Source organism: Priestia sp. FSL R5-0597 (genome assembly GCF_038006305.1).
Classification (GTDB): domain Bacteria; phylum Bacillota; class Bacilli; order Bacillales; family Bacillaceae_H; genus Priestia; species Priestia zanthoxyli.
Genome location: NZ_JBBOUZ010000001.1, coordinates 2873035 through 2897662 on the forward strand (window position 1 = coordinate 2873035; position 24628 = coordinate 2897662).

The 24628-nt window shown below is 38.5% G+C and carries 21 protein-coding genes; 5 read left to right on the forward strand and 16 right to left on the reverse strand.

The window, feature by feature from the left end; translation table 11 throughout:
- Positions 1 to 100 precede the first annotated feature (100 nt).
- Positions 101 to 1171 (reverse strand): FMNH2-dependent alkanesulfonate monooxygenase, encoded by a 1071-nt coding sequence (gene ssuD / locus MKX72_RS14695; protein WP_155007994.1) that lies wholly within the window; start codon positions 1169 to 1171, stop codon positions 101 to 103.
- 217 nt (positions 1172 to 1388) lie between these two features.
- Positions 1389 to 2264 carry an STAS domain-containing protein gene (locus MKX72_RS14700; RefSeq protein WP_098625801.1) on the reverse strand — a complete coding sequence of 292 codons (876 nt, stop codon included), beginning with the start codon at positions 2262 to 2264 and terminating at the stop codon, positions 1389 to 1391.
- Positions 2265 to 2394: 130 nt separating this feature from the next.
- Between MKX72_RS14700 and corA the strand changes: the two genes are divergently transcribed.
- The 3 genes from corA (at position 2395) to MKX72_RS14715 (ending at position 5884) form a co-directional block, all read left to right on the forward strand.
- Positions 2395 to 3357: a magnesium/cobalt transporter CorA gene (gene corA / locus MKX72_RS14705; protein ID WP_098625803.1), complete on the forward strand. Its 963-nt coding sequence runs from the start codon at positions 2395 to 2397 to the stop codon at positions 3355 to 3357.
- A 431-nt stretch (positions 3358 to 3788) separates the two neighbouring features.
- Entirely contained in the window at positions 3789 to 5066 is a 1278-nt protein-coding gene (locus tag MKX72_RS14710) for a polyamine aminopropyltransferase (RefSeq protein ID WP_049165238.1), read from the forward strand.
- Positions 5067 to 5149: 83 nt separating this feature from the next.
- A complete protein-coding gene (locus MKX72_RS14715; RefSeq protein ID WP_155007993.1) occupies positions 5150 to 5884 on the forward strand; it encodes a polysaccharide deacetylase family protein in 735 nt (244 codons plus the stop codon).
- Positions 5885 to 5912: 28 nt separating this feature from the next.
- Here MKX72_RS14715 and MKX72_RS14720 read toward each other — a convergent pair whose 3' ends face one another.
- From MKX72_RS14720 to MKX72_RS14755, 8 genes are all read right to left on the reverse strand, one after another.
- Entirely contained in the window at positions 5913 to 6584 is a 672-nt protein-coding gene (locus MKX72_RS14720) for a DUF421 domain-containing protein (RefSeq protein ID WP_155007992.1), read from the reverse strand.
- 115 nt (positions 6585 to 6699) lie between these two features.
- Positions 6700 to 7461: a M15 family metallopeptidase gene (locus MKX72_RS14725; RefSeq protein ID WP_098113833.1), complete on the reverse strand. Its 762-nt coding sequence runs from the start codon at positions 7459 to 7461 to the stop codon at positions 6700 to 6702.
- Positions 7462 to 7608: 147 nt separating this feature from the next.
- Positions 7609 to 8685 (reverse strand): TolB family protein, encoded by a 1077-nt coding sequence (locus MKX72_RS14730; RefSeq protein WP_155007991.1) that lies wholly within the window; start codon positions 8683 to 8685, stop codon positions 7609 to 7611.
- 25 nt (positions 8686 to 8710) lie between these two features.
- Positions 8711 to 10180, reverse strand: coding sequence for a sensor histidine kinase (locus MKX72_RS14735; protein ID WP_034268979.1), 1470 nt, complete (start codon positions 10178 to 10180; stop codon positions 8711 to 8713).
- Positions 10177 to 10869: a response regulator transcription factor gene (locus MKX72_RS14740; protein ID WP_028412871.1), complete on the reverse strand. Its 693-nt coding sequence runs from the start codon at positions 10867 to 10869 to the stop codon at positions 10177 to 10179. Before MKX72_RS14740 ends, MKX72_RS14735 begins: the two co-directional genes overlap by 4 nt.
- Positions 10870 to 10995: 126 nt before the next feature.
- Positions 10996 to 11181: a hypothetical protein gene (locus tag MKX72_RS14745; RefSeq protein ID WP_154990369.1), complete on the reverse strand. Its 186-nt coding sequence runs from the start codon at positions 11179 to 11181 to the stop codon at positions 10996 to 10998.
- A 148-nt stretch (positions 11182 to 11329) separates the two neighbouring features.
- Complete coding sequence (locus MKX72_RS14750) at positions 11330 to 12841, reverse strand: FAD-dependent monooxygenase (protein ID WP_235918743.1); 1512 nt, start codon at positions 12839 to 12841, stop codon at positions 11330 to 11332.
- A 35-nt stretch (positions 12842 to 12876) separates the two neighbouring features.
- On the reverse strand, positions 12877 to 14052 hold the full coding sequence (locus MKX72_RS14755; protein ID WP_098625814.1) for a YhgE/Pip domain-containing protein: 1176 nt from the start codon (positions 14050 to 14052) through the stop codon (positions 12877 to 12879).
- Between the two features lie 193 nt (positions 14053 to 14245).
- Here MKX72_RS14755 and MKX72_RS14760 point away from each other — a divergent pair, with 193 nt between their 5' ends.
- Positions 14246 to 14854 carry a TetR/AcrR family transcriptional regulator gene (locus tag MKX72_RS14760; protein WP_098625816.1) on the forward strand — a complete coding sequence of 203 codons (609 nt, stop codon included), beginning with the start codon at positions 14246 to 14248 and terminating at the stop codon, positions 14852 to 14854.
- Positions 14855 to 14895: 41 nt separating this feature from the next.
- On the opposite strand, the gene odhB is transcribed toward MKX72_RS14760, so the two are convergent.
- The 6 genes from odhB to MKX72_RS14790 all read right to left on the reverse strand — a co-directional run bounded on the left by odhB (position 14896) and on the right by MKX72_RS14790 (position 23236).
- On the reverse strand, positions 14896 to 16191 hold the full coding sequence (odhB, locus tag MKX72_RS14765; protein ID WP_014459542.1) for a 2-oxoglutarate dehydrogenase complex dihydrolipoyllysine-residue succinyltransferase: 1296 nt from the start codon (positions 16189 to 16191) through the stop codon (positions 14896 to 14898).
- A gap of 16 nt (positions 16192 to 16207) precedes the next feature.
- The gene (gene sucA / locus MKX72_RS14770) at positions 16208 to 19069 is read right to left on the reverse strand and encodes a 2-oxoglutarate dehydrogenase E1 component (RefSeq protein ID WP_033579402.1); all 2862 of its coding nucleotides are present in this window, start codon (positions 19067 to 19069) and stop codon (positions 16208 to 16210) included.
- A 364-nt stretch (positions 19070 to 19433) separates the two neighbouring features.
- Positions 19434 to 20021, reverse strand: a complete 588-nt coding sequence (locus MKX72_RS14775; protein WP_028412866.1) for a PadR family transcriptional regulator — start codon at positions 20019 to 20021, stop codon at positions 19434 to 19436.
- A 66-nt stretch (positions 20022 to 20087) separates the two neighbouring features.
- Positions 20088 to 21632 carry an MDR family MFS transporter gene (locus tag MKX72_RS14780; RefSeq protein WP_028412865.1) on the reverse strand — a complete coding sequence of 515 codons (1545 nt, stop codon included), beginning with the start codon at positions 21630 to 21632 and terminating at the stop codon, positions 20088 to 20090.
- Between the two features lie 139 nt (positions 21633 to 21771).
- Positions 21772 to 22218 carry an OsmC family protein gene (locus MKX72_RS14785; protein ID WP_098625818.1) on the reverse strand — a complete coding sequence of 149 codons (447 nt, stop codon included), beginning with the start codon at positions 22216 to 22218 and terminating at the stop codon, positions 21772 to 21774.
- Between the two features lie 121 nt (positions 22219 to 22339).
- On the reverse strand, positions 22340 to 23236 hold the full coding sequence (locus MKX72_RS14790; protein WP_155007989.1) for an NAD-dependent epimerase/dehydratase family protein: 897 nt from the start codon (positions 23234 to 23236) through the stop codon (positions 22340 to 22342).
- A gap of 165 nt (positions 23237 to 23401) precedes the next feature.
- On the opposite strand from MKX72_RS14790, the gene MKX72_RS14795 reads away from it, so the two are divergent.
- The gene (locus MKX72_RS14795) at positions 23402 to 24622 is read left to right on the forward strand and encodes a DUF418 domain-containing protein (protein ID WP_033579406.1); all 1221 of its coding nucleotides are present in this window, start codon (positions 23402 to 23404) and stop codon (positions 24620 to 24622) included.
- The last annotated feature ends 6 nt before the right edge of the window (positions 24623 to 24628 follow it).

Genomic DNA, 24628 nt, shown 5'->3' on the forward strand with positions numbered 1-24628 from the left:
ATTTTCTGACTAAATGAACTACCTTTATAATACACCTATAATTCCTATAAGTCAACTGGGTTATTTATTTTTTTACGATTCAAAAAGAACGAAGCAAGAATTATCTCTTGCTTCGTTCTTTTTGAATATGTGGAAATACTAGCTCAGCAAACGTATATGCTTCTTCTAGATGCGGGTATCCCGATAAAATAAACGTATCAATTCCTAGCTCTTTGTACTCTTTTAAACGATCCGCTACAATTTCAGGACTTCCAACAAGAGCGGTTCCAGCTCCTTCTCGTGCTAAGCCGATTCCAGCCCATAGATTCGGAGCAATCTCCAGCGCACCTCGATCTTTTGTGCCGCTGTGCAAACTTGACTGTGTTTTTTGGGCAGTGGAGTCAAATGACGCAAACTTATCTTGAAACGCTTTGATCGTATCATCATTAACATGTTTAATTAATTTATCTGCAGATTCCCACGCTTCGTCTTCCGATTCTCTTACAATAACGTGCAGTCGAATACCAAAGCGAATGTCCCTGCCTTCATTTGCAGCTTTTTCTTTCATCTCATCAATTTTCGTCTTGATCACTGCAGGAGGCTCTCCCCACAGCAAATATACGTCTGCATGCTTTGCTCCTACTTCTTTTCCTGCTGGAGAAGACCCGCCAAAGTACAGCGGAGGATACGGTTTTTGGACAGGAGGCGACGGAATGTACGCACCTGTTACATCAAGATGGTCTCCTTTATAGTCCACTTTTTTTCCTTCCATTACATCTCGCCAAATCGTTAAAAATTCATCTGTTAACTCGTAGCGTTTATCATGGCTTAAATAGTTACCGTACGTTGCTTGCTCCACGGGATCTCCTCCCGTCACAATATTTAACATAAGTCGGCCGTTTGATATTTGATCGAATGTCGAAGCCATCCGTGCTGAAAGTGTGGGAGACATGACACCCGGGCGAAGTGCAATCAAAAACTTCAGTCGGTTTGTAACGGAAGCAAGTGCCGATGCAATCACCCACGAATCTTCACAATTTGAACCAGTAGGCAACAAAGCACCGTCATATCCTAGATAATCCAGCCCGTGTGCGATTTGCTTTAAGTAGTGAATATCACTTGTTCTACTTCCTTCGGTTGTGCCTAGATAATGTCCGTCGCCTGCTGTAGGGAAAAACCATAAGATGTTCATTTCCATTTCCTCCTAAATATTCTCGTATTCTATATAAAGCGTTTTCATATTATTTGTTCAATTCTTGTCCGCTAATTACAGAGATGCATTTGTATATTAGCGTATGTAATACGACTCTTTTTATTTATTAAATTAGTAAAATCATAATACCTGTTTAACCTATATGTCAAGTATGAATTGAAATAAAAAAACAAGAATTAAAAATAATTCTTGTTTTTTATTTCCTCATACGTGAAGCCATCGCATTAGCAAGAGTTGATTTTGTTGATATATTTTCAAACGATAAACCTAAATGAGAAGCGGTAATCGCGATTTCAGGACGTACCCCAGAGATCGTTGATTCTACGCCTATTAATTTTAAGGCATCAATCAGCTGGAAAATCTGATGAGCAACCATCGTATCAACAATAACTACTCCTGAAATATCAATATAAAGGTGATTCACTTGCTGTTCAGCGCAGCGAGTTAACGTATTCTCTAAAATTCGTCGCGCTCTTGCCGTGTCGATATCCCCAACAAGCGGAAGAATCGCGATATGATCGCTCAATGGAATAACTGGCGAACTCAGCTCATTAATCAGCTCTTTGTGTGCCTCAAGCAACCGCTTTGAATGCTGATGGTGCTCTTCTACAAATTTATAAACGGTGATATCAAACACGCGTACAATCAATTCGTTCCATTCGTCTAGTTCTTCTTGCGTAATATCTTGCTCGTACTCTTCTACAAATTGATTTAAATACGTTAAATACTGTTTTCTAACTCGGAAAAACTCTCGAATAATATAATGAATAGGCGTTCTTACATGCTCTCCGTCTTCCGCAATCTTTAAAATCCACGTTTCAAAGGAATCAAAAAATTCTTTTTCACTTTTTATAAATACATCGGCTATGTATAAATGAAATTCATTATTTTGATCTTTTAATACTGAAATGACTTCCGGATGAGTAGATGCATAAACCGATTCTGGGTCATTGTCTTCAAGGCTTTCATACCATTCTTCCGTCAGTTGATCTGCATGTTTTAAAAAAAACATTCGAAGTGCTTCATTTTTATTCAAAACGATTCCCCTTTCCATACGAGCTATTACTATCATTATAATTCAACTTTTTCACCCTTACTAGTTTTATAAAAAGAGAAGAAAGAAAATTTTTTTAAAAAATACGTGTATTTTGTGGTTTTATGCTACATTGAAAATAGCTATAAAAACACAAAGGAGTTTTCAAATGATACGAACGTTAGCTCTTACGAACGATAACAAACTTGTGAAACATATACAATTAGATCAGATTCACGATCCCGCTATTCAGTACTATTGGATTGACTTTAACTGCCCTTCTGAAGAAGAAGCGCTGCTGCTTCAATCATCCTTTCACTTTCATCCGTTAGCGATTGAAGATTGCTTTCATTTTCTGCAGCGTCCAAAACTCGATTATTATGAAGGATACAGTTTTTTTGTCCTTCATTCGTTAAATCGGCAAACGTTAGAAGCTGAAGAAGTTGATCTTTTTATCGGCGATAATTATATGGTTACTTTTCATTTTCACCCGTCAGCTGCAATTGATAAAGTATGGGAAAAGCTGCTTCATACACCTTCGATTCAAGAAAAAGGAATAAGCTACCTTGCGTATTCTGTGATGGATAAAGTGGTAGATGAATATTTTCCCACTGTATATCAAATTGAAGATGAGCTGAATGATATAGAAAACATAGACGCAAAAAAATCCATCTCTGTTTTAATGGAAGATGTATTTAAACTTCGAAGTGATTTGCTAAAAATCAGAAGAACCGTTTTGCCTATGCGCGATTTATTGTACCGTGTTATAAATTCTGAACGCTTAGATGTTCATCCTGAACAAAAAAGGTATTTTAAAGATGTCTATGACCACTTATTAAAATTAGCCGATATGATTGAATCAAACCGGGAAATGACGTCTGATATGCGCGATAATTATCTTTCTCTTAATTCAAACCGGATGAATTCAATTATGATGACACTGACTGTTATTTCATCTATCTTTATTCCCCTTACCTTTATCGTTGGCGTATACGGAATGAATTTTGAAAATATGCCTGAGCTAAAGTGGCACTATGGCTATTTCTTTGTGCTTGGCTTCATGGGATTGATAACGCTTGGTTTAATTCTATGGTTCAAGCGAAAGGGCTGGTTTAATGCTGATAAAGAGTAGAAAGATTGAGACATACCGAAATCAATCCAATGTAAAGATGAATAAATTGGATAAGTGAGCTAGTGCTATCAATTTCCGCGGGCGGCCGATGAGTCTCCTCGTCGCTTACGCTCCTGCGGGGTCTCCCCTGTTCCGCTTTTCCTGCAGGAGTCTTCGCCTTGCTCTCCCATCAACCGCTAGAAATCCTGCATACATGAAGCCTACGTTCATCCTATCAATGAAAAAATTCGAAAGGTTTCGATTTCTACTAAGAGTATGGATTCATTGTTCGGCTCTTCCTTCAACGAAAATATGTTTGCCTAAACCGCCTTTCTATGTGATGATAACTAGTTATTTCCCGAAAATATTTATAAACTAACGTGCTTGCGTTTCCTTTTTCTGAAAAATTTCATAAGATAGTGAAAATAATGCTCAGAAAGGAGGCTGAAGTAGTGGATATTAAAGGCGAACACTTGCTAATGGATGCGTTCGAATGCGATGAAGTGATATTAAATGATCCCTCACTTTTAAGGCAAATTCTTATTGAAGCTGCACTAGATGCAGAGATGGAAGTTTTGCACTGTTATTTTCACCAGTTTACGCCCCAAGGCATTACAGGCATTCTCGTATTAGCTACCTCTCACTTGTCTATTCATACTTGGCCGGAGGAAAACTACGCTTCATTAGATTTTTATACGTGCGGAGACAAAGAAATAATTGAAATTGGTTATGCGTTGCTGAAGCAATTAGCTTCAAAAAAAGCTGTTGTATATTCAATTTCTCGCGGAATTCAACACGCCGAAACTCTAACAAAAAATCGTCAGCATGCTGAAAGCACTCGTCTTCTCGATCGTGGAGATGACTCAGATCACGCTAGTCTACAGCAGATCTTATCAGGTCAGCATGACATTTTGTTTCATCAGAAAAACAGTATTCAAGATATTCAGCTGATTAAAGCATCTGATATTCGAATGTATTTGGATGAACAGCTGCAATTTAGTTCATTGGATGAACATGCGTACCATGAAGCTCTTGTACACCCTATCTTTGCAGCTTCCTTAAGTCCTCGCCGCATTCTTATTCTGGGCGGTGGAGATGGTTTAGCTTTACGAGAAGTCCTTAAATATAAAGAAGTTAAAGAAATAGACCTTGTGGAAATAGATGCTGACGTTGTAAATGCTGCGATGAATGTAAAAGAATTAAAGAAGTTAAATCAACGCTCATTTGAAGATTCTCGTGTCACCGTTCATATTCAAGATGCTGTTGACTACCTCTCTTTGAATTCAGCGTGTTATGATATTATCATTGTCGACTTTCCTGATCCTACTAACAAAAAAATAAGTGCTCTTTATACAAAAGAATTTTACGAACTTCTCCAACGTTCACTATCGCGCAGCGGCTTGGTCGTGTGTCAGTCAAATTCTCCTAGAGACACACCTATCGTTTTTTGGAGCATTAATAAGACGATGAAAGCTTCTCAGTTTTATACGTTGAGCTACCACACCATTATTCCCTCTTTTGGAGATTGGGGTTTTCATATCGGCTCGAAAACATCTTTGTCTGCCCCTATACTCTCTACTGATGTTTCATCTACTACGTTGCCATCAGACTTTACTAAGCTAATGCATTTTTCTCCTCATTCTCTTTCTAAAAAACAGTTTGCCGTTGTGAACTCTGCTGAGCACTTAGTTCTGCATAAAATATTTAAAAAAGAAGGCTTATATTTGTAAAAAAGAAAGCTTGGCTTATACATTCCTTTTCTTTTGACATACTAAGATAGTCTCGTCATCACTGCGCGTTAGAAAGGATTGTTATGAGAAAAATTTCGGTTTTTGTTATCTTATTGCTAACTGTCATTTTCCCTTCCCCCGCTTTTAGCCAAGTGAAAGTACCTATACTGATTTACCACTCTATTGATTCCTACACAGGCCACGGGGAAAAAGAACTGTATGTGACACCTGAAAATTTTGAGAAACAGCTTCTTTATCTTAAAAAGCAAGGGTATACGCCGCTAACATTTGAAAAATGGCAGGAACTAAAGCATGTGAAAAAACCTATATTTATTACATTTGACGATGGATATAAAAATAATCTTACTATCTTGCCTATTTTTCAAAGAACAGCCAGCCCTCAATTTCATCCAGCGGCTACAATTTTTGTGATTTCAGATTTTATCGGTCGTCCCAACCGTTTGTCGCCAGCCGATTTAAAAAAATTTGTTGATTCAGGATTTTTTTCTATTCAGTCTCATACCGCTACTCATCCGGATTTAACTAAGACGAAAAATTTATCCTATGAGCTAGCTGATTCAAAACGAAAAATTGAAGCCATTACGAGCCAGCCCGTTATTGCTGTTACTTACCCTTACGGAAAGGTCAATAGCCGCGTAGTCGAAGAAACAAAAAAGAATTATACATTTGGGCTTTCAACGATTCCAAAATTTTTTACTGAAAGCGGACAAAAGAATGAAAACTATCTTATTCCTCGTCTGTACGTCACGTATTCTACAACGATTGAGGATTTTGCTAAGCTATTAAAAGAAAACTAAAAACCCTTTCCTTAAAAGGAAAGGGTTTTTAGAATTTTGTTATTTCCAGTCCCCGCTCTTGCTGCCATTCAGCATAAAAAACTTCGCTGTATTTTTTAATTTTCTTGATTGCAAGCTGTTTTTTTAACCATTTTTCATCTACGTTTGCTTCTTTCAAATTACCAGGCACTACTTTTCCATCCATGATTAAAGCAATAGGTAAATTAGTTTGAGAATAAGGGATGTTTAAATCATTTTTCGTCGGAGGGCCGAATTCGTGTTTAGGAGCGACGCTCACCTCTCCATTTGTTTCTAAAATGACGTATTCTGCTTCATACAGTGAAAAATACCCTTGCTGTCTCATTAGATGCTGAAGCTGATTCAAGTCCAAGTTGTTTTTCCTAAGCTCTTTATAAAGGATTTTCCCTTTATAAATAATCATTGAAGGTTTTCCTTCAAGAATTCCTCTAAACCCTGTAAAGGTTTGAGATAGCTTTGTCACTGCGTAGATCAGAAGCCCCCAAATCAAAACGCTATAAAGAATTTCAGTTAACTCTACTCCTTTTTCAAGAGCTGCATCCCCTACAATATTTCCCAGGACAAGCGTTGTAATAAAGTCAAACGGAGTGATTTGAGCAAACTGCGTCTTACCTAAAAGCTTCAGCATAATAAATAGCGCTAAAAATCCACATATCAGTTCAATCGCAATATCTTTATACATTGATACCCTTCCTCTATAGCAAGCATGTTATAGTATCAGTTTGTATCATATGTGAGAGTGATAAACCTGACTTTTCATTTTTCTTTCCTTCGTTTTCCAGCTATAGAACTTTTGATTAAGCTTTTGTCTTACTTGCATAGGTTTCTAACGTTATATATTGATTAAAAATGGATGCGGCTGCTTTTTTTCCTACATATCTAAGGTGCCATGGTTCGTATTTATAACCGGTAACTTCTTCTTCACCTTGAGGATATCGAATAACGAATCCGTATTGATACGCATGTTTTGAAAGCCAATGAGCTTCTAGTGTATCAGCAAAGCAGTCTGCCGCAGCACATATTCCCTTTCCTCCGGTGACATCGATTGCTAGTCCCGTTTCGTGTTCACTCGTTCCTGGGTAGGCGCTATAAGTGCGTGCTTGTTCTTCACCGTCTCGTTTTGCGTAAAATGCAAAAAGCTCTTTTTGCCGCTCGTGAGATCGATAACCAGATACGCCAAGTAAGCTGATCCCCTCTTTTTCCGCGTCTCGAAAAAGTTCTTCAAGCGCTTGTGCCGCAGGCTTTCTAAGCATTCGTTTTTCTATTTTTTCGTTAAAGATAAACGGAACGTCGGCATAGACTAAATCGGAAGGCTGGTAAGATTCAGGAAGCTGATGCTTTTTATTAACTAAAGCCGTAACCGATTCTGGATTGGCTATTACCACTGTTTCGTCTACATTAGATTTCATTAAAGATGAAGAAGCTGATGAGCTTTCTAGTTTTTGAGCCTGTCCATTTTTTGTGAATTCTCCGACAGGCTTTGATGAAGAATTGCTTGTGCCGCACCCTGCTATCATCAGCGCAAAAGCTAAAGAACAAATAAATAAAAAGTATTTCATGATGTCTTACTCCTTTCACATGGCTTTTGATACGCTATAAAAGCCTGTAAAGAAAGAATAAAACATAAATGTTTCTGTCTTTTATTCAGTTGTTTCAAACTTGTAAACACTCTTAAAGAAGTTTAGTATGCGTAAAAAAAAGACTGCCTAAGCAGTCTTTTTCAAAAAGATAATATACGTATGAACTTGATTTTGCGTAAAGCTCGATGCAACTAGTTTATTTCCTGATTGACTCCAGGCAAGCTGATCAGCGGCATAGTCTAAATTTACGTTTAAGTGTGTAACATCTCCTGTTAATCCATCTGCTATGAATATCCCTTTACCTCCCTCTTTTTCAGAAATAAAATTATAAGCTAATTTCGAACCGTCGGGAGACCAGCTGACACCAAAAATTTGAGTGGACAGAGCAAGCTGAAAGGCCTCTGATCCTTTTAAATCTGTGATAGACAGCGTTCTCGTTTGGGCATCTTTTTGCTGAACGAGCGCTAATTGCTTTCCATTTGGAGACGGGATAATAGAAACCACATTATCTCGGATTTTTTCAGGGTCCGTCTGTTCGTTATGAAGAAAAAAAAGCTGGTTGTTTACACCAATATAATAAATGCCACCTATCCCTTTAACTGCATCTAAGATTCGATCGTCTCTGTGCAATAGAGGTTCTGCTTTTCCTTTTACATTTGCTTTAGAAAGCTTTCCTTCCATTGTAATAAACATTACTTCTGAATTATTAAGCCACTCTCCGCTTGATGGGTAGAGAAGAACATTCTTGATTTCAACTGTTTTTTTTGTTTGAACGTTCATTATATAACCAAATGTATCTTCGCCTTTTGCCACTTTATAAAAAAGATATTTGCCATTTGGAGAAAGCTTCGCCGCATGTTGAATTTCATTGCTTGGATGCAACACAAAAGTAGACTTGTTTTTTAGATTATAAGTAGCTAAATTCTGCGCATATACCTCTTTGGGACCGAAATCGTGCGACCGAAATTGTTTATTTTCTTGACTAACAATCACTGTGTTTTCATTCAAAAATTGAAACGCTCTTATTCCGTTAATATCTTGAACGTCTTTCACTTCTATTTTTCCATCTTGATCTACGTGGTCCAATACAGTAATTTTCTTGTCTGGTTTTTCAACCGTTTCTCTATGACCTTCTCCTTGGCCGCATGATGCTAAAATAAGAAAAGTGCTTGCGATATATATCATTAATCTATACCGTTTCAATAACGGTTCACTCCTTTTAGCTAACTCAGTTCTCGTTTTTTAAAGGAAACGACACTTTAAAAGTTGTCCATGTAGAGTCAGAATGATGCAGCTTGATAACACCGTTTTGTTTTTCAGTTAAATCTTTGGCTAATGCTAAGCCAAGACCTGTTCCTCCGGATAAACGCGACCGATCTTTATTTACGGTGAAAAATGGTTGGAATAATTTCTCTTCTGCTTCGGGTGGAATTCCTATTCCGGTGTTGGCTACATCTACAATGATAGAATTCTCTAAAGTATAAGATGCTACTTCCACTTTTCCTCCGGGTTCATTATATTTAATAGCATTGTCAATTAAATTAATAAAAATGTGTATTAAGCTTTCGCGATCAGCCCAAACAACCGCTTCTTTTATATTTGTATGAAGAGTCAAATCAAATTTAGCAGCTTTTCCTTTCATACGATCGCATATGTCTTCTAGAAGCCGTTTCAATTCAACTTGCTCTGGTCGCTGCTCGAAATCATATTTCTCAAGTGCTGAAAGCTTTAAGATTTTATCCACCATTTCATGGAGGCGATTCGTTTCTTTACGAATGTTTTGCACGCCGTCTTCCATAAGCTGAGGATCATCTCGATACATATCAAGTAAGTCAACATAAGCTTTGATCGATGTTAAAGGCGTCTTAAATTCGTGGCTAATGTTACCGATAAACTGCTTTTGCTGCTGTTCGAGAGACTGCAGTTTCGAAATGGCGAACTCAAGCTTTCTTTTTTCTTTATTCATTTGATCGATGTTTTTTTCAATCGACGTACTCATAAAAAACAAGCCTTGACTGAGCTCTCCGAGTTCATCGCGCCGTTTGAAGGGCACATGAGTTAAATAATGGCCTTTTCGAATCTGCTGTGAAGTTTTTTGAAGCGTAGCGATGAGAGAAGCAATGCGATAAAAATAAGCATAGCCAATTAAAAAAGCTGCTGCCGCTGCAATCGTTCCCCCCATACGAAATAAGTGCCTAATGTCAGCTATAAACTGCTGATTATTTTTTAGGGAATGGTCAAAACGAAGGACTCCAATAAATTGATTCTCGATTGACACAGGTGCAAAGTAAATAAGGGAAGAACCCGAGATTTGATAGGCTATTTTTCCTTTCAAAGCATAGCTAAGCGTATCAGAAACATCCACATCTTTTTGGCCGATGGGAATAGAGCTTCCTGCTTCCTGTCCTTTTTGATTATATAGGACTGTTTGCATTCCGCTTTGTGATGCAATTGAAGATGCAAGGCGCTGTCCTTTTTGCTGAAGAAAGGAATCTGTATTCAGAGACGGGTCACCTGTTACATAACTTTGATGAATCGTTTGCTCCGCTGCTTTGCTTTTTTGAATAAGTTCACTTTCTAGCTGATCACGCTGATTGGTCTCAATTCCTTTTAATACGAGTACGCTCAGTACGGTTACTGTTAAAATAATTAAAAAAGCAAGAACGAGTCCCATCTTAGCTTTTAGGCTGATTTTCATTCATTGATCCCTGCAGTTGCTTTATATCCAACCCCGTATACCGTTTGAAGCAAATAAGGCTCTGCTTCTCCTACTTTTTTTCGAAGGCGCTGCATGTGAATATCTACCGTACGTGTACCGCCTGCATAATCCATTCCCCAGACAAGATCTAGTAAATCTTCTCGTGTGTACACTCTCTCTAAATTGGCAAGCAATAAAGCAATAAGATCAAACTCCTTTGGTGTAAGCTTAACTAACTCATTGGCAACATGTAACGTGCGCTGAATTAAGTTCACTTTCACTTTTCCCACCGTGATTTCTCCCACAGCTTCAGGAGCTTCATTTTTTTCTATTCGCCGAACAAGTGCTTTAGCTCTAGCTACAAGTTCTCTTACATCAAATGGCTTGGTCATGTAATCATCAGCGCCTAACTCTAAACCTAGAACTTTATCGACGATATCATTTTTAACCGTTAACAAAATAATCCCCATTCCTCTTCGATTCTCAAGTTTTCGGCATACTTCATAGCCGGTTAGTTTTGGCATCATCACATCTAATATCATCACGTCAGGTCGAAAGCTTTTTACTTTTTCAAGTGCTTCTTCACCGTCAGATGCTGTGTCTACAATATATCCTTCGCGCTTGAAAGCATAAGATACCGCTGTGGCAATACTTTTTTCATCATCTACTACTAAAATCCTTTTATTCAATGTATCACGTACTTTCATTTGATATTTCTCTTCGTCTATCTTATCAAACAGCTTTAGCAAAAACATCTCCAAGTTGTTTCGAAATTGTAAACAAAAATAAAGAGATTGAGACATAACAAAATCAATTCAATCTAAAGACGCACAAATGAGATAAAGGAGGCTAGTATGGAGCGCTTTTGACACCGCAATTGATTTCCGTGCAAGGCTTCGCTTTCCGCGGGCGGCCGCTGAGCCTCCTCGTCGCTTGCGCTCCTGCGGGGTCTCACCTGTTCTGCTTTTCCTGCAGGAGTCTGCGCCTTGCCCTCCAATCAACCGCTTGAGTAAACTAAACAGATGAAATCTACGTTTACATGACCATAAAAAAATCCGAATAAAGTTGATTGTCCTTGAAGAGTCTCGATTCATCGATCCAATTTTCTTTCAGCTAAAATCATGTTGTCTTAGCTTTTTATTAGCGTTATTATTCATTTGTAAAAGGAAGGATTTTATGAGTATTCAAATATTGATAAAGAAGCTCTATACGCTGTTCACTGCTAATAAAACCAATATACCCGTCCGGTCTAATAACATACAGTGCATCTTTTTGAAGCCCTGCTTTCTTCATATAGGGGTTCCAAGAAAACTCATGCAAAGAGAAGCCTTTTTCTCTCATGCTCTTTTTTAGCTTCTGTGCTGCTGTTCCATAGACGTGTATTTGCCAGTTTAAGGACTGTAAAGATTCAAAATTCCCTTCCACATAAGGTAACCGATCACCACTTTGCACATTTGTCCCTTGTCCGCTGCTTAGGTTACTATTTCGATATTTAATGCGGATTTGAGATAAAATCGTAAATGCTTTGTGACGGAGATAAGGGAAACGAAATAAAAAGGATAGTACAGGCGGAAAGATATGCTTTCTAAAAAATTGACTCGTTTTATCTCGTGCCACCATTCGCTTAAAAGCGCGATCAGTTGTATTTACAAGCAGCTCTGCAAAAGGCAACCTTTCTTCTTCGTATGTATCTAATATGGAAAGTGCCGCTTTTCGTTGAAGGACAGCTGCTAATTTCCATGAAAGGTTGATTGCATCTCCAATTCCTGTGTTCATTCCTTGTCCGCCTGCAGGACTATGAATATGAGCTGCATCTCCACTTAGAAAAATACGCCCCTGTCGGAAACGACTTGCTACTCTGTGATGGATATTGTATGTTGAGAACCAATTTATATTTTCAATCTCAGCACCAAATGTTTGTTGAAGAAAAGTTTGAATATTTTCAGCTTTTATATCGTTTTGATCCAAAAGAGCTGAAGGAATAATGCCGATCATTCGATACGTTCCTTTACTTCTAACAGGCATACAAATCAAAAATTCTTCATTGCTAAATGAAATACTGATTTTTTGATTCTTCATCACTTCACCAGAGCCGTGAACATCCATCACATAAAAATGCTGTTTATATTTTTCTCCTTTAAACTCTATATTCATTTGTTTACGAACTGTACTGTGTGCTCCGTCACATCCACAAATATACTTAAAATAAGCGGTTTCCTCTTGCTGGGCTTTTAATAAAGTTTTTATCCCTTCTCCGTGTTCAGCTAGAGATAGTAACTCCGTCTTCCATTCTACTTCAATCCCAAGATTTTTTAATTTTTCAAGCAGAAACCGCTCGTGGTCGTCCTGTGGAAATGTAAGAACAAAAGGAAAAGGACTTAATCCTTCTCCTAAAGATCCTAGATGAACTTTTGCTTTTATTTTATTCTTTACTCGGACGTATACATCTTCCATCTTAATCCCGCGGTCTATGACTTCATCTGCAAAACCGAACTGCTGATAAAATTCAAGGGTTCGCGGTAAAATAGCCATTGCCCGGGAGGCTTGCCCAGGCCCTTCGTTTCTATCAATAATTCGAAAAGAAATGTTATGTCTTGCTAAATTATAGGCCATCACAAGGCCAGTAGGTCCGGCACCAACGATTAGGATTTGTGGCTTCATCATTATCTCTCCTTCTCATTCAGTTGCAGTATCTTTTATATTGAGCGAGACGTCTCTTTTTTTACAGAAGATGCAGGTAAAGCAGAAGCAAACAGAGCACACAAACTTATTAAAGAGATAAGAGCTAGAGCGGATACAGAATGATTCCATGTCAGATGTTCTCCAAAGAAAAATAGTTCTCTTACGCCATCTACCATAAACCTCATTGGCAGCCATGGATAAATCCACTCTCGATAAAAATCAGGCATAATTTCTGGGGCCATTGGAAGCAGCGGTGCGCCAAAAAATAGAATAATAACGAAAATCGGAAGTCCCTTTAGTCCTAACCATGAAAGTGCGGCTGATATCAAGGTGAAAAAACTGAAGTAAGCAATAGCTAAGAATAGTGCTGTATCCAAAAATGAAGGAACGCTTATTCCAACTACTTCAGCTAGCCACGCTAGCCCGAAACCTGCAGCTAAAGCAAGTGTAGCACCAATGATTACGAACCCTACTTGGTTAACAATTTTCTCTTTGCGAGAAGAAAACGTGATTTTGTGGATGCTGAGGAAGACAACTGCTGCCCCTGCTATGCTTGCCATCCACAGCGGCTGAAATAATGAAACGGGGGCATTTCCGTTAACACTATGAGTCCCTGTTTTATTGACGTTTATCACTGTCTTTTGAATCGGTGCAGCGAGTGCTAATGCTTGGTTTGCACTTAGTTGCGTTCCGCTTTGTTCAAATCTTTTCACTAGCTGCAAGCGCATATTTTCATTCATCTGATCAACTGCTCCGTTTAGCACCTGACTGGCTAGTGTTGAAGCAGCTGTATTCATTCCTTGATTCACTAACAATCTAATAGCAGGTGCCTCAGGCTGAGCCGTCTGAAGAGTCGCCTGTTTTTTGGTGAAATCTTTTGGAATGATAAGCGCTCCGTAGTATTTTTGATTATTTAACCCTGTTTCAACTTCTTTAGTAGTTGATACAAAAATCCATTTAACCGAAGCCTGTTCAGCGCTTGAACTCTTCATATTTTGTTTTATATGATCTCCTATATTTACCTTACCCTTTGCTGGAACTGTCATTCCTTCGTCGGCATTTACAAATGCGATTGGCAAATTCTTAGGTGCTTGGCTTACTGAAGGAATTAACGTTAGGGTAAAAATGAAAATAACTGCTACCACTATAATTGGTGAAAGATATATAAGCTTTTGATTACTTAATTTCATATAGATATCCCCTTCTTTAAGCATATACACGTTGACGGAAAGATAATGTACATGCTGTTGATTAGTGATCACTATGTAAATTATAATAAATTTAACTGCATTCTCAATATGCAATAATCATGGGAATGTCGCTTACTTAACACAAAACACATAACTGTTCATTATTAAAGAAAAAAGTAGGTGTTTAAAAACTGTGGGGAATTCAAAAACAGATCGTAGAATTATTCGAACGAAGAAATTTATCCGAGATGCTTTAACAGAATTAATGGAAGAGAAAGGATTTGAAGGCGTAACGGTCAGAGATCTGACGAAAAAAGCCGATATTAATCGAGGAACTTTTTATTTACACTACCAAGACAAATACGATTTGCTTGAAAAAAGTGAAAATGAAGTCATTCAAGAGATAAAAGAATTTATCAAAAAAGCAAATCCAAATGAGATTGTATCTGCTAATTTGAAAGAACAGCCTTTGCCGTTTATTATTGCGCTTTTTGAATATATTCAAGAGAATGCGCGTTTTATGCAGGTTATGCTTGGTCCAAAAGGCAACCCTGGCTTTCATCTTAAAATTAAAGAAGTTATGAAAACCAATATGCTGGAAAAATTAGAGCTCATGGATAGTAAAACGCCTCCGCTTGTTCCACTTGAACATTTAATGTCTTATGTAACGTCAGCCCATCTTGGCGTCATTCAGCACTGGCTAGAACAAGATATGAAGCAGTCACCTAGAGAAATGGCTCTGACACTCGCTAGCATGACTTTTTTGGGTCCTGCTTATGTTGCAGGCATTAAGCGAACATAAAAGAACCTGCTATTCTCTCGGAGAATAGCAGGTTCTTTTTATTAACCTTCTAGTAATAAAGATTCTGGATCTTCTAATAGTTCTTTAACAGTAGCTAGGAAGCTTACGGCTTCTTTGCCGTCAACGATACGGTGATCGTAAGAAAGTGCAATGTACATCATCGGACGATTTTCGATACGCTCTTCATCAATTGCTACCGGACGAAGCTGAACTTTGTGCATTCCTAAAATACCAACTTGAGGCCCGTTTAAAATTGGTGTAGACATTAATGAACCGAATACACCGCCGTTTGTAATTGTGAACGTTCCACCTTGTAAATCTTTTAATGCTAATTTGTTGTCGCGCGCTTTTTTCGCTAAATCAACGATAGATCCTTCGATACCAGCGAATGTTTTACGGTCAGCATCACGTACAACTGGAACAACAAGACCGTCTGGAGCTGACACAGCAATACCAATATCGTAGAATTTTTTAATTAATAACTCGTTGCCTTGAATTTCAGCATTTAATAATGGGTATTTTTTAAGTGCTGCTACTACTGCTTTTGTGAAGAATGACATAAAGCCAAGTCTTACGTCGTGCTGTTCAAAGAATTTGTCTTTGCGTCGTTTGCGAAGAGCCATAACAGCCGTCATGTCTACTTCGTTAAACGTTGTCAACATAGCCGCTGTTTGCTGAACTTCAACGAGACGTTTGGCAATTGTTTGACGACGACGAGACATACGTTCGCGTTCAACAGGTTTGTCGCTATTTTCACTTGCCGCTGGAGACGGAGATACCGGGTTAGCTGGCTTACTTGCTTGTGCCTGCTGTTTTTGCTCATTTGATTTTTGATCTGCATATGAATCAATATCATGTTTACGCACGCGGCCAAGAGGATCAGTAGTTGGTACTTGATCTAGCTTGATTCCGCGTTCTCTTGCTGCTTTGCGAGCTGCAGGAGAAGCAATCAGCCATTGTTTTTGATTTCCTTGTTGAGGCGCTTCAGCTGCTGGCGCTACTTCTTCAACTGTTTTTTGCTGAGCTGGAGCAGCTTCTTGTTTTGGTGCTTCCTCTGCTGGTTTTTCTTCAGCTTTTGGTGCTGCTGGTGCTGAAGCTCCTTCTTTCGCTTCAAGACGTGCAATTGTTTCACCAACTTGCACTGTGTCGCCTTCGCCAGCAAGAAGTTCTGTTAGCACACCAGAGTCTTCAGCTGTAATTTCAACGTTAACTTTATCTGTTTCAAGTTCAACGATATAATCGCCTTTTTCAACGAAATCTCCTACTTGTTTTAGCCACTGTGCAACTGTTCCTTCAGAAATTGATTCTGCTAATTCCGGTACTTTAATCTCTCCCATGGTTCATTCCCCTTCCTTATCGTGTAACAACGTCGTTAGCAATTTCATTTTTAGTTAATGCATCTTGTAAAATACGTTCTTGTTCTTGTCTGTGAACTGTTGGATCTCCTTCAGCTGGACTTGAGCGTCTTGTGCGGCCGATGTAGTCAACAGTAGCTCCTTCTGGTGCTACTTCACGCAGTCGATCTTCTACATAGTTCCATGCGCCCATGTTTTCAGGCTCTTCTTGTAACCAGACAATCTCTTTTAAATTTTTATAGCGAGCAAAGATTTCAGCAATTACGCGTCTTGGGAACGGATAAATTTGTTCTAGACGAAGAACGTGTAGCCAATCTTTATCATCTTCTGCTTTGTTTAAGCGTTCCGTTAACTCACTGCTGATTTTTCCGCTGCACAGAACGATTCGTTCAACTGCATCTTCTTTTTTGCCTAATCCAGGCTGTTCTACTACTAAGCGGAAAGAGCCTTTTGTAAACTCTTCAAGGTTTGACACACTAAAAGCATTACGAAGCAAACTTTTTGGTGTCATAACTACTAGCGGTCTTACTTCTTCGCGCTGTAAAATGGCAGCTTGTCGTCGAAGTAAGTGGAAATATTGCGCAGCGCTTGTTACGTTTGCGATTGTCCAGTTGTTTTCTCCAGCTAGCTGTAAATAACGTTCTAGACGAGCGCTTGAGTGTTCTGGCCCTTGACCTTCATGGCCATGTGGCAATAATAAGACCATTCCAGATTTTTGTCCCCACTTAGCACGACCTGCTGCAATAAACTGGTCAATAATAACTTGACCTGCATTGGCAAAATCACCGAATTGTGCTTCCCAAAGAACAAGCGTTTCAGGAGCAAATACATTATAGCCGTATTCAAATCCAAGCACTGAACCTTCAGATAATGGACTGTTACGAATATCAAAGGAAGCGCTTACGTTCTTCATTGCGTGTAGTGGTGAGTAAACATCACCTGTCTTATGATCATGAAGAACAAGATGTCTATGTGCAAACGTACCACGTTCAGAATCTTGGCCTGTAATACGAATTGGCGTGCCGTCTCTTAAAATCGTAGCAAATGCAAATGCCTCACCCAATGACCAATCCACGCTTTCATTTTCTTCAAACGCTTTGGCACGTTTAGATAAGATGCGATCAAGTTTTGGAAATACGTTAAATCCTTCAGGGTATTTCACTAGCTCTTGATTCACTTCAAACAGCTCTTCTTTTGTAACAGATGTATCAATATCTGAAATTCCTTTGAAGACTGCTTGTGGCATTTCCATAATTCTATGTTGTTTTTCAGCTTTTGGCGGTACTTTCTCATAAGCTGCTTTTAACTTCGCTTGTAACTCTTCATTAATTTGATCTGCTTGACCGCTTTGAATAACGTTTTGTTCTTCGAGCTGCTTTGCATACATAGCACGAACGGTTGGACGTTTTGTCACAATTTCATACATCTTCGGCTGCGTTACAGACGGTTCATCCATTTCATTGTGGCCAAATCGACGGTATCCAATTAAATCAATCAAGAAATCTTTGTTAAAACGTCTGCGATACTCATAAGCAAAATAAGCAGCCGCTAAACAGGCTTCCGGATCATCCGCGTTTACGTGAACAATTGGAATTTCAAACCCTTTTGCTAAGTCACTTGCATATTTTGTTGAACGAGAATCGACGCTTTCTGTTGTAAATCCAATCATGTTGTTAGCAATAATGTGGATTGTTCCACCTGTTTGATAACCAGTCAATTGATTTAAGTTCAGCGTTTCTTGTACAATACCTTCACCAGGGAACGCAGCATCTCCGTGAATTAAAATCGCGAACGATTTTTTTACATCTTGTTTCGGGTATCCATTCACATCACGCTCATCTTGAGCCGCTCTTGTAAACCCTTCCACAACCGGATTAACAAACTCCAAGTGACTAGGGTTACTAGCCAATGTCAAACGAGCTCGAACTGTGTTCTCTGCTTTAATTTGTTTGTCGGCACCCAGGTGATATTTTACGTCTCCCGTCCAGCCGTAGTTGATACCGATTGAACCTTCTGAAGGAACTAATTCCTTGTTAGGCGCATGCTGGAATTCCGCAAAAATCATTTCATACGGCTTGCCTAATACGTGTGCTAATACATTTAAACGTCCACGGTGAGCCATACCGATATTAACCGTTTTTGGGCTTGTTTCCACTGAGCGTGCAATCAGTTCATCTACAAGTGGAATTAACATATCTACGCCTTCAATAGAAAAGCGTTTTTGTCCGACAAATGTACGGTGTAAAAATTGTTCAAAGCCTTCTACTTCTGTTAAACGCTTTAATACAGAAGTTCTTTTCTCATTTGAAAGAGGTTGGAAAATAGCACCTGACTCGACCATATCAGTCAGCCACTTATTCTCTTCCATGTTATGTACGTGATGGAATTCAAACGCAATGGTTTTTGTGTAGACATCTGTTAAATAGTTAATTGCGTCTAAACCATTTTTGACGTGTGATGGCGCATTCGTACATAAAATATCAACCGGAATTGATTTTAAATCTTCTTGCGTTAAATTGTAATCTTCCAAGTGAAGCAAGACAGGATCTTTCTTCTCGCTTTCAAGAGGCTTAATTGACGCGTATAGATGACCATAAGCACGGATGTTTTCCGCTAGCTTAATAGCCGATGCAATTTTAGATGTGTTAGCTGAAGGTGCAGCCTGTGCGTATTCAGCTTGCTGAACCTGCTCACTTTCGTTTAATGGAGGAGCACCCCAATAATCAAATAATTCTTTTAAGTCTGGATCTACTAGATCTGACTGCTCTTCATATAACTCATACTGTTCTAATACATAGCCATAGTTCGGACCCAAAAATCCTTGCCAAGGCTCCCCTCTATTCGACGTTTCGTTACCCATGATAAAACCCCCAACGAGTTATAATAATTGTCGTACTCAACAATCTTTCCATTTTGAATGTCGATTACCTTATCGTCTGACATCTTTACAACGAGTGATAAATCTCACTGCGTGTGTATCTGATATCTGCTTATATTTTACCACTCTTTTACTCGTCAATCAAAATGAAATCGCTATATTTCTTTAATTTTTTTTACTTTTTTAATAGTCTTACTACTTTTTGAAAGCGTTTTATAAGTAAAGCTGATTAAAGGTCGAATCAGGTGTTAATTAATTGTTATTGACCTAGCTTTTGGCAAAATTAAATTGCTTGAAATATATTTTATGACTATTTAAAAAAAGAAGCAGTGTTTTGCTTCTTTTTTTAAAACTCATCTACGATTTTTTCAACGTCTTTAAAATAACCATCATCTACTTCTGTAAGCTTGCTGCTTTTCGCCGCTTCGAGTAAATGAGTGAACCAAGTTAGTTCTACTTTCAAATGCATAATCGTGCGCATAATGATCGACAGATTTGCAATGGAATGATCCACCTTTTTAACTTGGTACAAATTTTGCATTTTTTCTAAATAAGCTGCCGTTTCCTCAATCTTTTTTTCTAAAGCAGAAGCCACTTTTTTTTGATCCACGTAAGAAGTAAATGAAAGAGCAGCATAAACAGGTCTATGCATATGCTCTTTTTTTAACAGCTGTTCAAAATAAAGGCGTTCAAATTCTTCTCTTCCTGCATCCGTGATAGAATAAACGGTCTTTTCAGGTCTGTTCGTCTCTCGAATCACATCGACTACTTTCACCAACTGATCTTTTTCGAGCGTATCAAAAGCGTAATATAAAGAACCGCTTGCAAGTTTAATATAGTGCTTCATTTGTCTTTCATTAATGGTTTGCTGAATTTCATAAGGGTGCTTATTTCCTTCCATTAATAAGCCCAGTATGACTAATTTAACACTCATAACACCTTTCACCTCTTGATATGCATCTTATTTAGTAAAAAAAGCACGAATAAATTCGTGCCTTTTCTATTTTTGAGCTGCCGGTTCCTTAGCTTCTACCCGCTTTTTAGGGGGAACTTCCACTCGTTCATTTCCCATTAAAAAGACAGTAATAATAGCTACTGCAATTGGAATAAGAGCAAGCATAAATGCATACGTGATCGATGTAGACATAGCATCAACAATCTTATCTAATATTTGAGGCGGAATGCTGTTTCGGGCACTTGATTGAAAAACTGCACTCGGATCTCCTATTTGAGAAAATGCTCCTTGTGATCCATTTCCCATACCTTGAAAATTGCGCTGCAGCTCATTTGTAAATGTATTGCTTTGAATCGTTCCAAAAATCGTAACTCCCAGCGTCATTCCTAAAGAACGAGCAAATGAGTTTGTTGAGTTGGCAGAACCTCTAAACTGTGGATCTAGCTTATGAGTTGACGACGTTGGTAAAAGAGAAAAGCTAAACCCTACGCCAAATCCAGTCAAAATCATAAATACCGTGAGCATCCAACGAGGTGTATCAGGTTCCATTGTTCCTAACAAGAACATTCCTACTGCAAATGAAAAAACGGACATAATCATCAAGTTTCGGAAGCTTGTTTTTGTGAGAAAAATCCCGCCGATCGCACTTCCTGCTACTGAGCCTAACATCATCGGAGTTAAAATTAAACCTGCATTTGTAGCAGAACCTCCGTAGACAGCTTGAACGAAAATAGGAATAAATACCGTTAAAATAATAAACGTTGCTCCGTATAAGAAAGCGAGAATTTGTGATGTTGCAAATAAACGGCGCTTGAACATCCAAAATGAAATAATCGGCTCTTGCGCGCGCTTTTCCACAAAAAAGAAGAGTGACAGCGCCACAGCAAAGATAGCAAAAAGAGATAAAATTTGCGGAGAAGACCACTCATACTCTTTTCCTCCAAGTTCAAGAGCAAACATTAAACTTACTACTGAAATGACAAGAGTGGCTGCGCCAGCCCAGTCAATTTTTTGCTTTTTATGACTTTTTGACTCTTTATAAAAGCGCATAATAAAAAATAACGATAAAAGTCCAATTGGCACGTTCACGTAAAACACCCAGTGCCAGCTGATGTATTCCGTAATGTAAGCACCGAGAAGTGGACCAAATACGCTTGCTGAGCCAAAAACGGCACCTAATAATCCCGTCATTTTCCCGCGTTTTTCAGGAGGGAAAATATCAAATACGATGGTAAAAGCAATCGGAAGAAGCGCTCCTCCTCCAATTCCTTGAATCGCTCGGTAAATACTTAGCTGCACAATGCTTTGTGCTAAACCACACAATGCGGATCCAAGTAAGAATACGGTTAACCCAAAAATAAAAAACCGTTTACGGCCGTACATATCAGATAGTTTACCAAATATCGGCATACCTGCCATCACGGCAACCATATAAGCGGACGTAACCCAAACAAACTTATCTAATCCGCCTAGATCAGAAATGATTTTCCCCATAGCCGTCGCTACGATGGTATTATCCATGGCTGACATAAAAATACCGAGCAGCAATCCTGCTACGATAAAACGAATATGTTTTTCTGATGAAACCATTTCAGTTCCTCCTTTCGCGTCATCTTTTTGATGAACAGAAATGATAGCTACTTAAATTATTATATTCAAATTTGAGTATTTTACAATCTTAAATGTGCTATTTTTTAGAAATAAACATAACAAAAGCGTAATGGATTCATTACGCTTTTACTGTGAACTGTGGTTCTAATTCGATCTCTACATTTCCTTGAATGGCTCTTGAAATCATACAGGACGTTTCTGCTTTTTTTATAAGTCGATTGATTTTCTCTTCTTGGGCCGCAAATTCAGCTGTGACGATCACGTGAGGTTTATGAATGATTTTTTCGTACGTAAACACACCATTCGTTACGTCCACGATAGCTTCTGATTCCATCGTTAAAGCCTCCTGATGGATTCCACTTCTTTCTAGCATCGCTGCAAGCGTGATAATGTAGCAGGTGGCTGCTGCTCCTAGCAGCATTTCATCTGGATTTGTCCCGGCTCCTGGCCCGTCCATTTCTGGTGGAATAGAAATGTTTGTTTTTAATTGCCCTGCTTCAATTGTTCCCACTTCATTTCGGCCTCCTGGCCAATTTGCTTGCAAATGAAAGTGATGTTTTGCCATAGTGTATCCTTCTTTCTTCTATATAATGATGTATACTTAGCGTACCTTTTTTGCTCATAAAATAAAAATGTTCTGCTTGTAACAGCAAAAAGACTGCTAAACGTGCAGTCTTTGTTGTTCTCTAACTTAAAGGTACTTTCTTTTCGCTTTCAACGACAGTTTTGATTAATGAAGGCAGCCAGTCCTGCAGGTTCGTAAATGAATATCCCCAAAAGCTAGCTTTTTCATTGCTCATCGTCCAAGAATGATCTACTCCGTACGGAGAACTATTTTCATCCGTTAAACGAGAGGTTGTTCTTGCTGTTTTATCCGCTGCTTGTTCAATATATGAAAATAAATTTTTGAGTGAAATGGTACCATTTGAACAAGCGTTAATCGGCCCTTTTAGCTTCTGTTCTGCACACCAAACTAAAAATTCACCTGCTTCTTCCTGTGAAATGAAGTTCATTTCTGCTTCAATAGCCGGTACACCAATTTCTTCTCCATGCATAATTTTTTCTATGTGAAAACGCAAGCGGTCCGTATAATCATCTTTTCCCATAACAATTGGAAAACGGACAGCTGTTAACGAAAACGGTGCTTTTTGAAAGAATACTGCCTCGGCTTGGCGTTTTCCTTCTTGATAGGAAATATTTTCACGGCGTGTATATGAAATAGGATACTTATATGGATCAAAATCTTCTTCATAACACGTTTTTTCTAAAGAACCATATACTGAAAGAGTCGAGGTAAGTACATAGTGACTCGTACTATGACGAAAAGCTTCAACAGCAACAGCTGCGCCGTGTGAAGAATAGCATATTTGATCGAAGATAACATCCCATTTTCTTCCTCTTGTTGTTTCGATTACAGAATCTTTTTCTACACGATCAAGAAAAATTCGCTCAACTCGGTCGCCGAAATCATCCGGTGTTTTACCTCGCGTTGCTAACGTAACCTGTACTCCTTTAGAAAGCAATGTCTGAACTAAATTTTTTCCGAAAAAACGCGTTCCACCTAACACAAGTGCTGTTTTCATCTTTTTCTCCACCTTTCATATTTGATATGGGTGACCATACCATTATTATCCAACTTTTTCATCCATAAAGCTATGAATCTTTCCGCTTATTTTTTTGTACTTCCACCTATTTTTTCGCCACTGCCGTGTTAAGATGTACATATCTAACCAAAAGGAGCGACAGCGATGAATCCTTCTCCACTTCCCCTTAACGAACGTCTTGTTATTCTTGATATTATTCGGGGCATTGCTTTGCTGGGCATTTTTTTAGTGAATATACCGGCTTTTACTTCTCCGATATTTATTTTTCAGCTGTACAATGTTTCTTATAAGTATGAAGGAATAGATGCTTATATTGATTTATTCTTGCAGCTGTTTGTCCAAGGGAAGTTTTTTACCATCTTTTCTTTTTTGTTTGGACTTGGATGCGGAATTTTTTTGCATAGAGCTGAAGAAAAGCAGTACTTTGCCGCTGCTTTATGGTCAAGAAGAATGGCTGCTTTACTATTAATCGGGCTTTTTCATCTTGTCTTTTTCTGGTATGGAGACATTTTGCATGTGTATGCTATTGGCGGTCTTTTATTATTCTTTTTTTACAATCGAAAAGCTAAGACGATTTTGCTGTGGGCAATAGGCTTGCTATGCTTTTTTTATCTTTTGGCTTGTATGCAGTTTTTTATTCCAGCACACGTCTTGCAGGAGGCTCAGTGGGAGTATAAAGCTTTACATGAACATGTCTTAACCCAATATTTATCCACCTACAGGCAAGCAGACTATTTATCTTGGCTGTTTTATCGTTTGAATGTTGAAGTGGTGCCTATGCTATTAAATCTACCGTTTTCTATCTTTCCCGTATTTTCTATGTTGTTATTTGGCTTATATACTGCTAAAAAAGGATTGGTACATAATATCGAACAAAATCGTTCTTTTTTCAAGAAAATTCAGTCAATAACAGGCGCAGCAGGTTTCACTTTAACTATTATTCTGGCCATGCTAAAAACAGAGATTTTAAGATACGAACTCTATCAGCAGGCGGCCATTCACCTTTTTACAAGCTTGAGCGGCATTTTTCTATGTTTTTTTTATCTTACCACCTTACTGTTATTCCTGCAATTTTCTCCTTACGCTTCAATGCTGGGTCTTTTTAAGTATAGTGGAACAATGGCATTAACAACTTACCTTAGCCAAACTTTAATTTGCCTGTGGATGGTTCGAGTCTTTGGTTTATACGGAACTCTTACCTTAATGGAAAGCACGGTTATTTGTCTCATCATCTATACACTCCAGCTTTTTCTTAATAAGTGGTGGCTTTATTATTTCTATTACGGTCCGTGTGAATGGTTATGGCGGAGCTTTACATACCGATCTCTCCCGCCTCTCAGGCGGAATAGAAAAGCTTCAGCTTAACAGCAA

Bases quoted from the DNA above. Each gene is read 5' to 3' on its own strand.
- ssuD (WP_155007994.1), bottom strand. From the start codon at position 1,171: ATGAACATCTTATGGTTTTTCCCTACAGCAGGCGACGGACATTATCTA.
- MKX72_RS14700 (WP_098625801.1), bottom strand. From the start codon at position 2,264: ATGATAGTAATAGCTCGTATGGAAAGGGGAATCGTTTTGAATAAAAAT.
- corA (WP_098625803.1), top strand. From the start codon at position 2,395: ATGATACGAACGTTAGCTCTTACGAACGATAACAAACTTGTGAAACAT.
- MKX72_RS14715 (WP_155007993.1), top strand. From the start codon at position 5,150: ATGAGAAAAATTTCGGTTTTTGTTATCTTATTGCTAACTGTCATTTTC.
- MKX72_RS14720 (WP_155007992.1), bottom strand. From the start codon at position 6,584: ATGTATAAAGATATTGCGATTGAACTGATATGTGGATTTTTAGCGCTA.
- MKX72_RS14725 (WP_098113833.1), bottom strand. From the start codon at position 7,461: ATGAAATACTTTTTATTTATTTGTTCTTTAGCTTTTGCGCTGATGATA.
- MKX72_RS14735 (WP_034268979.1), bottom strand. From the start codon at position 10,180: ATGAAAATCAGCCTAAAAGCTAAGATGGGACTCGTTCTTGCTTTTTTA.
- MKX72_RS14750 (WP_235918743.1), bottom strand. From the start codon at position 12,841: ATGAAGCCACAAATCCTAATCGTTGGTGCCGGACCTACTGGCCTTGTG.
- MKX72_RS14755 (WP_098625814.1), bottom strand. From the start codon at position 14,052: ATGAAATTAAGTAATCAAAAGCTTATATATCTTTCACCAATTATAGTG.
- odhB (WP_014459542.1), bottom strand. From the start codon at position 16,191: ATGGGAGAGATTAAAGTACCGGAATTAGCAGAATCAATTTCTGAAGGA.
- sucA (WP_033579402.1), bottom strand. From the start codon at position 19,069: ATGGGTAACGAAACGTCGAATAGAGGGGAGCCTTGGCAAGGATTTTTG.
- MKX72_RS14775 (WP_028412866.1), bottom strand. From the start codon at position 20,021: ATGAGTGTTAAATTAGTCATACTGGGCTTATTAATGGAAGGAAATAAG.
- MKX72_RS14780 (WP_028412865.1), bottom strand. From the start codon at position 21,632: ATGGTTTCATCAGAAAAACATATTCGTTTTATCGTAGCAGGATTGCTG.
- MKX72_RS14785 (WP_098625818.1), bottom strand. From the start codon at position 22,218: ATGGCAAAACATCACTTTCATTTGCAAGCAAATTGGCCAGGAGGCCGA.
- MKX72_RS14790 (WP_155007989.1), bottom strand. From the start codon at position 23,236: ATGAAAACAGCACTTGTGTTAGGTGGAACGCGTTTTTTCGGAAAAAAT.
- MKX72_RS14795 (WP_033579406.1), top strand. From the start codon at position 23,402: ATGAATCCTTCTCCACTTCCCCTTAACGAACGTCTTGTTATTCTTGAT.